At 63.4% G+C, this 14742-nt stretch carries 13 protein-coding genes; all 13 read left to right on the top strand.

All coding sequences use genetic code 11. The annotated features are described in order from the left end of the window. The first annotated feature begins 2 nt into the window (after positions 1 to 2). The 13 genes from truA (at position 3) to B071_RS0109330 (ending at position 14432) form a co-directional block, all read left to right on the top strand. Positions 3 to 761 (top strand): tRNA pseudouridine(38-40) synthase TruA, encoded by a 759-nt coding sequence (gene truA, locus B071_RS0109390; RefSeq protein WP_018526846.1) that lies wholly within the window; start codon positions 3 to 5, stop codon positions 759 to 761. Positions 762 to 884: 123 nt separating this feature from the next. Next, entirely contained in the window at positions 885 to 1751 is an 867-nt protein-coding gene (locus B071_RS16905) for a uracil-DNA glycosylase (RefSeq protein WP_018526845.1), read from the top strand. Positions 1752 to 1761: 10 nt separating this feature from the next. Continuing rightward, positions 1762 to 3762, top strand: a complete 2001-nt coding sequence (priA, locus tag B071_RS0109380) for a replication restart helicase PriA (RefSeq protein ID WP_018526844.1) — start codon at positions 1762 to 1764, stop codon at positions 3760 to 3762. Between the two features lie 14 nt (positions 3763 to 3776). Next, complete coding sequence (def, locus tag B071_RS0109375; RefSeq protein WP_018526843.1) at positions 3777 to 4277, top strand: peptide deformylase; 501 nt, start codon at positions 3777 to 3779, stop codon at positions 4275 to 4277. After that, on the top strand, positions 4274 to 5257 hold the full coding sequence (gene fmt / locus B071_RS0109370) for a methionyl-tRNA formyltransferase (protein WP_018526842.1): 984 nt from the start codon (positions 4274 to 4276) through the stop codon (positions 5255 to 5257). Before def ends, fmt begins: the two co-directional genes overlap by 4 nt. Positions 5258 to 5261: 4 nt before the next feature. Then, positions 5262 to 6296, top strand: a complete 1035-nt coding sequence (locus tag B071_RS0109365; RefSeq protein WP_083914776.1) for a PASTA domain-containing protein — start codon at positions 5262 to 5264, stop codon at positions 6294 to 6296. Positions 6297 to 6517: 221 nt separating this feature from the next. After that, a complete protein-coding gene (ileS, locus tag B071_RS0109360; protein WP_498365806.1) occupies positions 6518 to 9601 on the top strand; it encodes an isoleucine--tRNA ligase in 3084 nt (1027 codons plus the stop codon). A gap of 106 nt (positions 9602 to 9707) precedes the next feature. After that, positions 9708 to 10538 carry a hypothetical protein gene (locus tag B071_RS0109355; RefSeq protein ID WP_157703114.1) on the top strand — a complete coding sequence of 277 codons (831 nt, stop codon included), beginning with the start codon at positions 9708 to 9710 and terminating at the stop codon, positions 10536 to 10538. After that, complete coding sequence (hisH, locus tag B071_RS0109350; protein ID WP_018526838.1) at positions 10535 to 11146, top strand: imidazole glycerol phosphate synthase subunit HisH; 612 nt, start codon at positions 10535 to 10537, stop codon at positions 11144 to 11146. Before B071_RS0109355 ends, hisH begins: the two co-directional genes overlap by 4 nt. Next, positions 11097 to 11984, top strand: coding sequence for an imidazole glycerol phosphate synthase subunit HisF (gene hisF / locus B071_RS0109345; protein ID WP_498365805.1), 888 nt, complete (start codon positions 11097 to 11099; stop codon positions 11982 to 11984). Before hisH ends, hisF begins: the two co-directional genes overlap by 50 nt. A 272-nt stretch (positions 11985 to 12256) precedes the next feature. Continuing rightward, positions 12257 to 12568, top strand: a complete 312-nt coding sequence (locus B071_RS19170) for an FmdB family zinc ribbon protein (RefSeq protein ID WP_083914774.1) — start codon at positions 12257 to 12259, stop codon at positions 12566 to 12568. A 284-nt stretch (positions 12569 to 12852) separates the two neighbouring features. After that, entirely contained in the window at positions 12853 to 13314 is a 462-nt protein-coding gene (locus B071_RS20205) for an ArsR/SmtB family transcription factor (RefSeq protein WP_083914772.1), read from the top strand. 62 nt (positions 13315 to 13376) lie between these two features. Next, on the top strand, positions 13377 to 14432 hold the full coding sequence (locus B071_RS0109330; RefSeq protein ID WP_018526834.1) for a 3-dehydroquinate synthase: 1056 nt from the start codon (positions 13377 to 13379) through the stop codon (positions 14430 to 14432). The last annotated feature ends 310 nt before the right edge of the window (positions 14433 to 14742 follow it).

Raw genomic sequence — 14742 nt, 5'->3', positions numbered from 1 at the left:
CCATGACGATACTCCTGAGGGTTGCCTACGATGGCACACATTTTTGCGGATATCAGATACAGCGCTCGGACAGGACCGTTCAGGGAGAGCTTGAGGTGGCCCTGGAGCGGCTTCTGGGGGAGCCTGTGCGTACGGTCTGTGCCGGGCGAACCGATACGGGGGTTCACGCCCTGGGCCAGTACGTCTCTTTTTCTGCGCCTTCGTCGGGGATCGAACCGGNCTCCTTCGCTCCGGCTCTGAACAGTATCTTGCCCGACGATGTCAGTGTTGTCTCGTCCCGGCTGGTGCCCGATGATTTTCACGCCCAGTACAGCGCGAGGCAGCGCCATTACCGGTATTATCTCTACGCGGCACCGGTCATTCTGCCCCATCGCCGGAGGTACGCCTGGCGGATTCCCCAGTTTCCCTCGCTGGCCAGGATGAACCGCGATGCTGAGGCCCTGGTGGGTACCCGCGATTTCTCCGCCTTTGCCATGCTCGGCGGGGAGCAGCGCAGCACCGTGAGGACCGTCTCCTACGCGCGGTTTCAGCCCGACCGGGANGAGGGGCTGGAGTTTTGTATCGGTGCCACGGGGTTTCTCCGCAGGATGGTTCGATCCATCGTGGGTACCCTGGTGGAGCGGGAGCGGTTGCGCCTGCGCGGGCAGGAGGTGACCACGCCCCTCGAGGAGATTCTTGCCCGGGGTGACCGACGGGGAGCCGGGACCACGGCGCCCCCCTGGGGGTTGTTTTTGTACGATGTCGATTACGATCCGGACTAGATTTTCTGCCGGGGAGCGACGGGTCTCCCCGGAGAGTGGCAGGAGTCCCGGGGGGATAAGGGGAGCCCGGGGGGCCGGATTCCGGGGAGCGATGTCAATAAGATCACTGGAGGAGCGGGAAGGATGAAGTGCTACGAGGAACTGTACGAGATAACCTGCGCTGCCGGGGATATTCTTCTGGGCGGTCTCCGCAGGGACCATTCCTCTTTGACCGAGCGTGTTTCTTCCCTGATGGAGCGAATGGATGCCGATGATCACCCCGGTGAGGGAAAAGCTCCTGTTGCTCCCGTTTCGGCCACAGCTGCCGCTGCAGCGTCGGCCCTCGAGGAAGGAGGATCCGGAGAGAGCGGGCCCGGAGAGGGCCGGGGCCTTTCCCGGGATCCCCGGGATATCGGGGAGCGCCAGGAGCGCCTTGCTGCGCTGGAGGCCGAGGTGCGACGGTGTTCGCGGTGTGCCCTGTCTCTGGGAAGGACCCTGGCCGTGGCCGGTGAGGGGGTGCTGGATCCTCTGGTCATGGTGGTGGGCGAGGGGCCTGGCCGGGAGGAAGATCTGCAGGGCCGGCCCTTTGTGGGCCGGGCCGGGCAGTACCTGGACAAATGGCTGGCAGCGATCGACCTTTCCCGGGAGACCAACGTGTACATCACCAATATCGTCAAGTGCCGCCCNCCCGAGAACAGGGATCCCCAGCCTGGCGAGAGCGANGCCTGTGCCCCCTGGCTGCACGAGCAGATCGCCCTGGTGCGACCACGCCTGATTCTCACGCTGGGCCGGATCAGTCTGCGGATTCTCACCGGCTCAACCCGGGGAATAACCAGCCTCCACGGNTCCCGCTTTCGCTATCGCGATATCCCTCTGGTGCCCACCTTCCATCCCAGCGCGGTTCTCCGGAATCCCCACTGGCGGCGCCCGGTCTGGGANGANCTCAAGGAGGTGCGGCGCTGGCTCGACGAAGACCCTTCCGGGGNNGCTCCTCCGGGGCCCCGNGGGTGAGTGTCCTGCCGTGGTGATTCTCGATGTGGCCGTNCCCGTCCCGGTGGACCGGCTCTTTTCCTATCTTCCTCCCCGGGAGGGGCCGGTGCCCGATCAGGGGTGCCGGGTGATGGTTCCCTTCGGGAGGCGCACCGTAACGGGCGTTGTGGTGGCCGCCCGGGAGGTCCGGCAGGATGACCCCGGGGAGACCGTCCCGGAGAAGGGGCTCAAGGAAATCCTGCGTGTTCTCGATGCAGAGCCCCTCTTCGGGGAGTCCTGGCTGGAGATGGCCCGGTGGGTTTCTCGGATGTATCTCACCACCCTGGGCGAAACCCTGGCCACCATGCTGCCGGGGGCAAAGAAGGCGAAAGATCTTCCCCTTGCGGGGGGGGACGAACCGGCTCTGGCGCCCAGGGAGCTGGAGCTGTCACCGGAGCAGATTCAGGCGATCGAGACGATTTCGCGGCCCCTCTCGCCGGGGGAGGAGTCCTGGCATTATCTCTACGGAATTACGGGGAGCGGCAAGACCGAGGTTTTTCTCCAGCTGGCCGAGAGGGCGCTTGCAGCCGGGCGNGGCGTTATCTATCTGGTTCCCGAGATCGCCCTGACCCACCAGCTCTTCGATCATATTTCCCGCCGTTTCGGGGCGGTGGCGGCCATGCTCCACTCGGGGCTCACCCCCGCCCGGCGCCTGGGGGAGTGGCGACGCATCCAGCGCGGCGAGGCNCGCCTCGTCGTGGGGGCCCGAAGCGCCGTCTTTGCTCCCCTGGAGCGGGTGGGGCTCATCATCATAGACGAGGAACACGAGGGGTCCTACAAGGCGGGAAACGCACCCCGTTACCACGCGCGACAGGTTGCCCTCTGGCGCTCGGTTCAGGATGGTGCCGCCTGTGTGATGGGCTCGGCCACCCCCTCGGTTGAGGCGTGGCACCTGATGCAGACGGGGCGTCTGGGCAGGCTGGTTCTGTCCCGTCGTCTTGCGGGAGGCGCCTTGCCCTCGATCCGGACCATCAATATTCGGGGCGCGTCGGGGCTGATATCTCCTCCCCTGAAGGAGGCTCTGATCGAGACCCATCGTCAGGGCGGCCAGAGCATTCTCTTCCTCAATCGCCGGGGGTTCGCCGCGGCCTTCCAGTGCCGTTCCTGCGGAGATCAGGCCGAGTGTCCCCGTTGTTCCGTTCCCATGACCTATCACAAGGGGCAGAACCGCCTGGTTTGCCACTATTGCGGGCACCGGTGTCACCCCGAGCAGGTCTGCTCCCGGTGTGGCTCCCTCGATGTGGGGTACACCGTTTTCGGGACGGAGCGGATCGAGGAGGACCTCTCCCGGGAACTGCCGGGGCTCTCCCTGGCCAGAGTCGATGCCGATACGACCCGTCCCAAGGGGTATCTTCAGGAGGTGCTGGAGCGCTTTGCCCGGGGCGAGATCGACCTGCTTCTGGGTACGCAGATGGTCGCCAAGGGGCTGAACTTTCCGGGGGTCCGNACCGTGGGAATCATCATGGCCGATACGGGGCTGAATCTTCCCGACTTCCGCGCTGCCGAGCGAACCTTTGCCCTGATCGTGCAGGTGGCAGGTCGGGCCGGACGGTTCCGGGACGACGGGCAGGTGCTGGTTCAGACGCTCCGGCCCGAGCACGATGCGATCGGACGGGCTGCCGCCATGGACGTGGAGGAGTTTTACCGTCAGGAGCTGGAGACCCGCCGGGCGCTCCTCTTTCCGCCCTTNTCGCGCCTGATCCGCCTGGTGGTNCGNTCCTCGCGCCGGGATGCCGCCGAGGAGGCCTCGGAAGCGTTGGGGCGTATGGCCCGCAGCGCTGCCGGGACCCTGCCCGGGGATCGGNCCGTCGATGTCCTGGGGCCCGCTCCGGCAGCGCTGGAGCGGATAAAGAACAACTGGCGGTACCAGATTATCCTTCGGGGAGCGGGGCTCGGCGAGCTTCACAGGGTCTGTCGGCCCCTGGTGGCGGAATCGGGAAAAATGAGGCAGGTCCATCTGGAGGTTGATGTAGACCCGGTCAACCTCTTGTAGGTAGACTGGGAGGGATGATTTCACTTGTCTATCATCCGGATGAACGACTGGTAACACCGGCGGAACCCCTGGCGGAGATCAACGCCGGGACGGAAAAGCTCGCTGCGGCGATGATTCAGACCATGGTGCAGGCCAACGGGATCGGCCTGGCNGGCCCCCAGGTGGGNAAGATGGAGCGGCTCTTTGTGGTGGGTCTGCCCGATGAGCCTCCCCTGGTCTTTGTGAATCCCCGCATAACGGCCCGCTCCCCCGATGAAGAAAAATACGAGGAGGGGTGTCTCAGTATTCCCGGGGTGTACGCCAGCGTTGTGCGGCCCCGTGCGATCGCCCTCGAGGCCTGGGATNCCCGGGGCAACCCCTTCTCCATGGAGGCCGAGGGGCTTCTGGCGCGGGTTATCCTTCATGAGTACGACCATCTCGAGGGCGTGCTCTTTCTGGACCACCTGACGCAGCGGCGCCGGGAACGGCTGCTCCGAAGCTACCGCAAACCGGAATCACCGGAGACCCGGGAATGAGGATTCTCTTTGCAGGTACGCCCGAGATAGCCCTGCCNGCCCTGAATGCCCTGGNGGGGGACTCCCGGGAGATAGCGGGGGTGCTCACCGCACCCGATGCTCCGGCAGGGCGGCGCCGGGTATTGACGCCACCGCCCGTGAAGGTCTGGGCCGGGGAGAGGAAGATCCCCGTGATCCAGCCGGAGCGGCTGGGGCCAGAGGCGCGACGGGAGGTGGCTGCCCTGGAGCCGGACCTTCTGGTGGTTGTGGCCTACGGGAAGATCTTCGGGCCCCGCTTTCTGGAACTCTTTCCCCGGGGAGGCATCAATATGCATCCTTCCCTGCTGCCCCGGCACCGTGGCCCCAGCCCCATTCCTGCGGCCCTGCTGGCCGGTGACGAGGTCACGGGGGTGACGGTGCAATGCCTCTCTCTGGAGATGGATGCCGGGGATATTCTGGAGCAGCGGGAAATTCCCCTGACGGACCGCGTTACGGCGCAGGACCTGTACCATCAGCTGGGTGAACTCGGGGGGCAGGCCGTGGCGTCCGTGGTGGATCAGATCGCCCGGGGAACGGCTGCGCCCCGCCGGCAGATCGCGGAGGACGCCACCTGGTGTCACCTGATCCGCAAGGAGCAGGGTGATCTCACCTGGCAGGAATCGGCACGGGAGATCGANCGCATGATTCGGGCCTATACGCCCTGGCCGGGGGTCCGCTGCCGCTGGGATCAGGCGGCGCTGCAACTGCTCGAGGCGGAGCCGGTGCCCGACCCCGTACCCGGGCCCGGCGGTGACCGGCAGGGCCAGGGCGCTCGCCCGGGGACCGTNCTCGGTGTAGACACCGGCAGGGGAATTCTGATACAAACCGTTGACGGTATTCTGGCGGTTCGTCGGCTGAAATTGCAGGGGCGGAAGGAGACGGACTACCGTTCCTTTCTGAACGGTAACTCTTCCATTATTGGCAGCGTGTTGAATGTTGGCAGCGTTGTGAAACAGGCGTAAAATCATGAAAATATTCAGGGGACTCAGAAAAAACATGCACGACGAGAACCTTCCTCCCGAGCGAAGGGTCTTTCGTACCACCGTGTGGGCCTTCATCGGGATGTTCGCGATTCTGGTGCTGGCGTCGTTTACGGCCTTTCTTGTGGCGCTCCGTGGACCGGAGGAGACGGTGGTTCCCGATATGGCGGGCAGGGAGCTTCCCCAGGCGCTGATCCAGCTCCAGGAACGGGGTCTNAATCCCTACGTGCAGCTCCGTTACCACTCGGACCCCTCCCTGAAAGGTCGGGTGATCTCCCACAGCCCGGCCCCGGGATCGGTTGTCCGTGCCGGGCGTCGTATCTCCCTCCTGATCAGTCAGGGGGCGATCATCGAAGATGTGGGCGACTATCGCGGCATGCAGCTCGACGATGTGCGTGAAGAGATCCAGGGACTGGGTTCCGGGGGAACCCGGGTTCTTACGGTGGGAAACGTGAGTAACGTCTTTGATGATGCTGCTCCCGGGACGGTGATCGCCCAGACGCCGGAGCCGGGGACGCGCATCTCCGGGTCTACCACGCTGGATNTGGTGGTGAGCCGGGGACCCGACATTGAAACGATCTCGTTGCCCACCTATTTGGGGATGGACTGGAACGACGCGCTTCAGGTTCTGGCCCGGGACGGCGTGCCCTTTGTCTTCCAGCTCGAGCAGGAACCTTCATCGGGACGGGCCGCTGTGGTAGTCAGTCAGTCTCCGGACCCGGGAACGGAGATAGAGGCGGGAACCCCCGTTTCACTGCGTATCCGGGACCAGCGAAATCTGGCGTCGGGGCGGCGTTTTGGAATTTTTGATCGAACCCTGCCCCGCTACGCCGTGTCGGTGGAGCTCAGCGCCGTGGCCGTCGGTCCCGGGGGGGAGACGACCACCCTCTTTACCATGAATCATCCCGGCGGGCGTATAGCCTTCCCNTACGAGCTGGAGATCGGTTCAACGATCATCCTCTACCGCTTTGACACCGAGGTGATCCGCTATCCCGTCATGAAGGCTTCGGAGCAGGAATAGCTTCGNGGTCGGCGTCACTCCGGACTCGCTCCGGAGTCGGCTCGACTCACGAGCCGGGAGAAACGGCCCGGGGGCGAGCCGGAAGGGCGGGAAAAGCAGAGGGCAGGAACGGCAGGCGGCGAGGACGCAGAGGCGGACATCGACGAAAGAACAACCGACATGGAGATCATGAGGAGGAGTTTGTGTACAAACCGGTGGATCCGAAGGTAAGTTTCCCTCGGATGGAAGAGGATATCCTCTCTTTCTGGAAAGAGCAGGGCATTTTTGAGAAATCTCTGGAACAGCGCGCGGGAGCTCCGCAGTTTGTCTTTTACGATGGCCCTCCCTTTGCCACCGGTTTGCCCCACTTCGGGCACCTCGTTCCCGGCACGATCAAGGATATCATTCCCCGGTACCAGACGATGGCGGGGAAGCGGGTCGAGCGTCGCTTCGGCTGGGACTGTCACGGCCTGCCCGTAGAATACGAGATGGAAAAGGAACTGGGAATTTCCGGTGCCAGCCAGATCGAAGAATACGGGGTGGCCCGGTTTAACGAAGCCTGCCGGGGAATCGTTCTGCGCTACACCGCGGAATGGGAGCGAATCGTTACGCGCATGGGCCGCTGGGTAGATTTCGAGAACGACTACAAGACCATGGAACCGGAGTACATGGAGACGATCTGGTGGGTCTTCAAGCGGCTCTGGGAGAAGGGNTTGATCTACGAAGGTCACTACATTCTCCCCTACAGCCCCGCCCTGGCAACGCCCCTCTCCAACTTCGAGGTCAATCTGGGGGGCTACCAGGAGGTAGACGACCCGGCCATAACGGTCCGGTTCGAGCTTGAGGACGAACCGGGAGTATCCCTGCTGGCCTGGACCACCACACCCTGGACCCTCCCCAGCAACCTCGGCCTCGCCGTGGGGGAGGACATCACCTACGTGCGTGTCAGGGANNGAGAGGCCACCTTTATTCTCGCCGAAGAACGCCTGGGCCACTATTACCGCGAGGATGATTCCTTTCTCATCGAAGCGAGGTTCCCCGGCAGGGATCTGGCGGGCCGGTCCTACCGGCCACTCTTCCCCTATTTTCAGGACCTGGCCGGGGAGGGAGCCTTCCGGGTTCATACCGGGGATTTTGTTACNACCGAGGAAGGTACGGGAATCGTTCATATCGCTCCCGGGTTCGGTGAGGACGACTACAANCTCCTGAAAGGCACGGGACTTCCCGTGGTGGTTCCCATCGACGCCGAAGCTCACTTCACCTCGCAGGTGCCTGATTTCGAGGGCCTACAGGTCAAGGATGCGGATAAACCGATCATCCAGTATCTGAAAGAGCGGGGATTGCTGGTGAAGCGCGAGACCTATCGTCACTCCTATCCCTTTTGCTATCGCACCAAGAANCCCCTGATCTACCGGGCTGTAAGCTCCTGGTTTGTNGATATCGGAAAGATCAAGAAGCAGATGATCGCCGCCAACGATACCGTGCGCTGGGTTCCCGAGCATCTGCGCGCGGGGCGCTTCGGGAAGTGGCTCGAGGGGGCCCGGGACTGGGCGATCAGCCGGAACCGCTACTGGGGCAACCCCATCCCCGCCTGGCGATGCGACGTCACGGGGCATATCGAGGTGATCGGTTCCCGGGAGGAGCTTCACGCCCGTAGCGGNGTCTGGGTNGAGGACCTGCACAANCATCACGTGGACGAGATCACCTGGCCCGGNCCCGGCGGGGAAGGCACCATGCGCCGGGTCCCCGAGGTCCTGGACTGCTGGTTCGAGTCGGGGGCTATGCCCTACGCCCAGAACCACTATCCCTTCGAGAACAAGGAGTTCTTTGAAAAGAACTTTCCCGCCGACTTTATCTGCGAGGGACTCGATCAGACTCGGGGGTGGTTTTATACCCTCACGGTCCTGGCGGCGGCGCTCTTCGATGCTCCGGCCTTTCAGAACGTGGTGGTGAACGGGCTGGTTCTGGCGGCCGACGGCAAGAAGATGTCCAAAAGCGAGCGCAACTACAGCGATCCCCAGGAGATCATCGACCAGTTCGGTGCCGACGCGCTGCGCTTCTTCCTCATGGATTCTGCCGTTATCCGGGCCGAGGATCTCAAGTATAGCGACGAGGGGGTTCGGGAAGTTCTGAAAACGGTAATTATCCCGCTCTGGAACGCCTACAGCTTCTTTGTTACCTACGCGAATATCGACGGGGTTACCCCCCAGGGTGCGCCGGAGTCACCGGANAATCCCCTGGACAGGTGGGTCCTCTCCGAGACAGAAGGGCTGGTAGANACCGTTCGAACCCATCTGGACCGGTACGAGCTGCAAAAGGCGATAGATCCCATCGTGGCNTTNATCGACAGCCTGAACAACTGGTATATCCGCCGTTCCCGGCGCAGGTTCTGGAAGAGCGAGAACGATGCCGACAAGGATCAGGCCTACGGAACGCTCCGGCACGTGCTGAAGACGCTGGCTCTCACGGCGGCTCCGATCATCCCCTTCATCACCGAAGAGATTTACCGGAATCTCCGGAGCTCCGACGAACCCGTCTCTGTGCATCTCTGCGATTATCCCTGCCCCGACGAGGCCCGCCGCGACAGGGATCTGGAGCGCAAGATGGAGGTCACCCGTCAGGCCGTGAGCCTGGGGCGGGCGATCAGGACAATGCACAACCTGAAGATTCGTCAGCCCCTCTCGGCGATCCACCTGGTTACGCGGGACACCGATGCCCGCCGGGTCCTGCGGGAGATGGAGGATATTATCCGGGAAGAGCTGAACGTGAAGGATGTAATCTTCCGGGAGAACGAGGAAGAGCTGGTTGAGTACAGCGCCAAGGCAAACTTCCGGGAGCTGGGACCACGTTTGGGCAAGGGTATGCGGATCGCCGCCGGGGTGATTCAGGAACTCACAGCCCGGGAGATTCAGCAACTTCTGGAGGGGAGCACCCTGAGCATCGATGTGGAGGGTGAAGCGGTGGATATCACCATCGACTCCGTGCTGGTCCAGCGCCAGGAGAAGGAGAACCTGAAAGTTCTGAACGAGGGGGCGCTCACGGTGGCGCTGGACCCGGAGATCACCCGGGAACTCCGCCAGGAGGGGCTCGTGAGGGACCTGATCCGGGCGGTCCAGAACATCCGCAAGGACCAGGGACTGGCTGTGACTGACCGGATCGTTCTGGGTCTTGAGGGCCCCCAGGAGTTGCAGGAGGCCGTGCGTTCTTTTGAGGATTATCTGTCGGGAGAGGTCCTGGCAGAGCAGATTCGGTGGTCTGTGGCCGATGGCGGTGCAGAGATTGCCCTTGGTGAGCTTGAGGGCCGAATTTCCGTTGTGTCTGTCTAGGAAGCCCTTCCCGGGCCGCCCCTGGGGGGGAGTGCTGCTCCTCCTGATTTTGCTTGGGGGGGCGGGCTGCGCCTCCCTCCCGACGCCTGCCGAGGTTCCCCCCGAGGTGTCCCGCGAGGGTGGGCTTGTCGATCGTCTGGGCGACGAGATGGGGGCCTTTCTCTTTCGTGCCCTCGCAACGGGTGAGTCCCTGCACGAGGAGCGGCGGCCCAGCTTCTTTTTCGCCCTGGATCTCCGGGAGGAACCCCTGATCACGGAGGAGCTGGTCAGCCTGGAGGTGATCGACCAGGCCTTCGCCGGACGGGCCCACCTGCTTCTGGGGGTTTTCGAGGAGGGCGAGGACCCCCGATTCTGGGCGGAGGGGCGGTTTCCCCCCTTCTGGACCCCCTGGGGGCTCTTCTTCTCGGGCTGGCGGCGTACCGGCCGTGGCCGGTGGCGCGATTCCCTGGGGACGGAGGTGATTCGCTACCGTCAGGGACTGCTGGAGATATCCTACCCCTCTGTGGATGGTCCCGAACCCGATCCGGGGCAAGACCGGAAACCGCCTCTTCTGGAGGATCACCTCCAGCATATCCGGCAAAAGCCCACGGGGTTTTTTGTGATGGTCAGACCCTCGCTCTTCGAGATGTCATCCCCCGAATCGGGAGGGACGCGCCTCGACGGGCTGAACCCCGAAGCCCTGGTGCTCCAGTTGCGGGGAGGCGGGGAGGCCGAGATGGAGCTTCATTTTCAGGGCGAACGTCAGGCCCGGGTGGTGCTGGTGAGCCTGCGTCTCGGTTCACGGCAGGTTTTGCCCCTCCTGCACCTCGAGGCGGGGCCCGACTTCACCATCGAGCGCGACGAGCGGCGGGTGTACTTGCGGAACGTGGTGCTCACCGATGAGAGTGTGCGTCTCCTGGTACAACGAATAATCCAACCCCGGGAGGACGATCGGTGAGTGTTGTTATCGTTGATTACGAAGCAGGGAACCTTCGAAGCGTGGAGTCGGCCTTTTCCTGGCTCCAGGAGCCTTTTCTGGTTACGGCCGAGCCGGAGGAGATCCTGCGGGCAGACCGGCTGGTTCTGCCCGGGGTGGGTGAGGCCCGGGCCGCCATGACGGTCCTGGAAGCGCGCGGNCTGATTCCTGCGATCAGGGAGTTCATCTCCCGGGGGAACCCCTTTCTCGGCATTTGCCTGGGATCCCAGATCATTCTGGAGGAGTCCGACGAGGGCGATGCGCCCTGTCTTGGACTCCTGGAGGGGAGGGCTGTGGCCTTCGATCCCCGGCAGGGTCTCAAGATCCCGCACATGGGGTGGAACACCATCACTCCCCGGGGGAGTCACCCGTTCCTGGGAGATCTTCCCCGGGAGAGTTCCTTCTACTTCGTTCATTCCTTCTTTCCGAGCCCCCGCGATCCCGGTGATGTGCTCGCCTGGTGTGACTACGGCGACGCCTTCGCCGCCGTGGTGGGCCGGGAAAATATCGTGGCCACCCAGTTTCACCCGGAGAAGAGCGGTGAGGCCGGTTTGCGGCTGCTTCGGAACTTTCTCCAATGGAAACCGTGAGTGTTTTCGGGGGAGAGGATGGGCCCGCGGTGACCAGGGGCGCGTGCAGAGACAGGAGGAAACCGTGCTGCAGAAGAGAATAGTTGTGTGTCTCGATGTTCGGGACGGGCGGGTGACCAAGGGAGTGCGGTTCAAAAACAACGTGGAGATCGGTGATCCCGTTGCGCTGGCCCGGCAATACTACGAGACCGGTGCGGACGAGCTGGTTTTTTACGATATAACCGCCAGTGCTGAAGGCCGGGGGATCATGATCGAGGTGGTCCGCCAGGTGGCAGCCCAGATCTTTATCCCCTTTTCCGTGGGAGGGGGGCTGGCCAGCCTGGAAGACATGCGGGAGGTCCTGCTGGCAGGGGCAGAAAAGGTGAGTCTCAACAGCCAGGCTGTGAAAAACCCCGATCTTCTCCGCGAAGGGGCCGCCCGGTTCGGGCGTCAGTGTATCGTGCTCGGTATGGATGCCCTGGCAGATCAGGCGATGCCCAGCGGGTATCGTGTGGTGATCAACGGGGGGCGGACTCCCACGGAGCTGGATGCTCTGGAATGGGCTCGGCGGGCTGTCTCGCTGGGGGCTGGGGAGATTGTCCTCAACAGTATCGACGCCGATGGGACCCGCCAGGGCTACGAGTGCCGGTTGACCAGGATGATCTCCGAGGCCGTCTCTGTTCCCGTTGTTGCCTCGGGGGGGGCNGGGAAACCCGAGCACCTGCTGGAGGTTTTTCGGGAGGGTGCTGCCGATGCGGCCCTGGTGGCGAGCATGGTCCATTACGGCGACTATACNGTTCCCGGTATCAAGACCTTCCTGGCTGCCCGGGGAATTCCCGTGCGGGAATCAATCGGGTAGCTCCGGGGCGCATGAGGGCCCTGGGGGGACGAGTACCCGGGGGCCAGGTGCCCGGAAGGTTCAGAACCCCAGAGCCCGGAAGCCCTGAACCCTGAAGCCTGAACCTTGAACCTTGAAGCCTGAAGCCTGAAGCCTGAAGCCCCGCCCCCCTCGAAGCCCCCCGAAAAGGGCGCTTGCCTGCCAGGTCCCGGTTCGTTATATTAAGGTATCCCCGGTTCAGATATTCACCAGCTGGTATTTCCACGTCTGGTATCACTTTGGGAGGATTCTGTATGCCAAACTATGATTATCAGTGCCGGAGTTGCGGCCACACCTTCGAGACGTTTCAGTCCATGAGTGCCGATGCCCTGGTAGACTGCCCGTCCTGCGAGAAGCCCGAGTTGCGGCGGCTCATCACGGGAGGAACAGGAGTCATCTTCAAGGGNAGCGGTTTCTACGTAACCGACAGCAAATCGAAGAGCAGCGGGGCGGGTAGTGCCACAGGCAGCACCGCCAGCACGTCCCGGAGCAGCGACTCGTCATCGTCCCCGTCGGAAACAACCGGGAAGTCCGAAANGAAAGCGGAACAGAGCGCCGCCACCTGAGTCGGTTCTCCGGGCTCCCTTGGGCCCTCCGGGCTCTCCCGAGGGCCCGGCGCGGTCCCCTGTCTCTGTGGCAGGCCCCGGGCGCCAGGATGAACTCTCCCTGGAGCAGTGCCAGGGACAGTTGAAGGCGTGGCATCGCCGGTTCCGGAATGAAGGCTTCCCGGCCTGACTGCGCGGTGCCGTTCCGCCTGACCTGTGCTGTCTTTCCTGAGAAGTAATGTCATCTTTCGTGAAGTAAAAGACTATATATTGATTTGTTTTTTCATATTTGGTAGACTGTATTCATGAGTAGCTATTCAGACAGCGGAACGGCGGGATGCTGTTCCGACGAGTCCGTGGACCGCTGTGCAGAGAAGCTCAAGGTTTGTGGACATCCCATGCGCCTGCGCTTGCTCTGCCGGATTGCACGGGGAGAGGAAGCCTGCGTATCGGAGCTCTGGACCTGCCTGGGTCAGCCCCAGCCTGTGGTCTCGCAGCACCTGGCGGCCCTGAAGCAGAAGGGCGTTGTCGAGAGCGAGGTGAGGGGAAACCGCCGCGTGTACCGAATCATCGATCCCTTCATCGAGAACCTGATCTTCGCCCTCCAGGCCGGGATCATCGCTCCGGATAAAACCCCCGGAAGCTGGCGCTCCGACCCGACAGGTTCCGATCAGTCCGGTTCCGACCAGTCCGCTTCCCATCAGTCTGATAACGATACTCCGGATTCTCTCCCGGCCGAACCCGCCCTGGCGAAGAGCTGCTGCTGATACCGTCCGGCCAGGGGATATCGGCCTGACGCAAAGAGCCCCCGTCGTGTACAATAGGCTCCATGAATATTGCTCAGCTTGAACTGGGGGGGGCTCCCTCCCGGGTCTCTCTGGTGGCGCCTGAAGAGGCCCTCCGCTGGTACGCCCCCGGGGGTGAGCCCCGGGCCTTCGAGGCGGTGATCGTCGACGAAAATACAGCCAGGCTCCTTCCCGGGAAATCTCCGGCAGAGCCCGGGGTGCCTCCCCGCCTTGTGGTGCCCGCCGGTGAAGCCTGTAAGGACCTGGCCGTCCTGAACTANCTGCTCCAGGAGTTCGCCCGCCTCGGGTTGCGCCGCGACAGCGTCATCGCCGCCCTGGGTGGCGGCGCTGTNACGGATCTGGCCGCCTTTGCCGCGAGTATCTACCTGCGGGGGATCGAGGTGGTGCTGATTCCCTCGTCGCTCCTTGCCATGGTCGATGCTGCGGTGGGTGGCAAGACGGGGATCGATCTGGAGGGCTACAAGAACATGGTGGGTACCTTTTACCCGGCCCGGGAGGTTCGCCTGGTGCCGGAGCTTCTCCNGACCCTGAGCGAGCGGGAATACCGCAGCGGTCTGGCCGAGGTGATCAAGGCGGCCCTGCTGGATGACCCGGAGCTTCTGAAGATCCTGGAAGATGAGGCTCCGGCGGTGTGNGCGCGCGATGAGTCCCTGCTCTCGGAGATAATCCGCCGGGCCGTGCTGGTGAAGTGCCGGGTGGTGGCCGAGGATTTTACCGAGCNGGGGCGTCGGGCTCACCTGAATCTGGGCCATACCTTTGGCCACGCCCTGGAGGCCTGCCTCGGCCTTGGGGCCTGGACCCACGGAGAGGCCGTGGCCTGGGGAATCGCCCGTGCCATGGACCTGGGTCGAGCCGAGGGGCTGACCGATCCGGCCTGGGCCCGGCGGGTAGAGTCGATTCTTGACCGCTACGGCTATCCCTGGAAAGAACGCCCCGCCAGGGCAGAAAATATCATCGAAGCCATGGCCCAGGACAAGAAACGCCGCCACGATGGGGTATACTTTATTGTGCAGACCGGCCCCTTTACAACGGTGCAGCATCCTGTGCCGTTGGAGCGGGTACGGTCCCTCCTGGAATAGGCCCCGCAAGCCCCCCGGAGATCCCGTTGTGAGCCAGCCCCGCCAGAGGCCGCTCCGGCAGGACCGCTTCCGGGGAGGAGTGGCCGGGGCCTCTCCCAGAGATCATATTCACGAAGAACGGTGTGCACCCGAGGTATGGTGCCCACCACGGAAAGGCAGAAACAACGATGATACGTGAAAGAAAAGCCCTGGTGCGGCTGCTCTCTGTGCTCCTGCTGATGGCGGGGGTCGGTCTTCTCCAGGTAACGGCCCAGGAAGAGCTCCTGCGGGCGTCGGGGGAGATTCTCCGCGGTTCCGTACTGGACGATTC

The sequence above is a fragment of the Alkalispirochaeta alkalica DSM 8900 genome (assembly GCF_000373545.1).
GTDB lineage: Bacteria > Spirochaetota > Spirochaetia > DSM-27196 > Alkalispirochaetaceae > Alkalispirochaeta > Alkalispirochaeta alkalica.
This window is presented reverse-complemented; position numbering and strand designations above follow the sequence as displayed.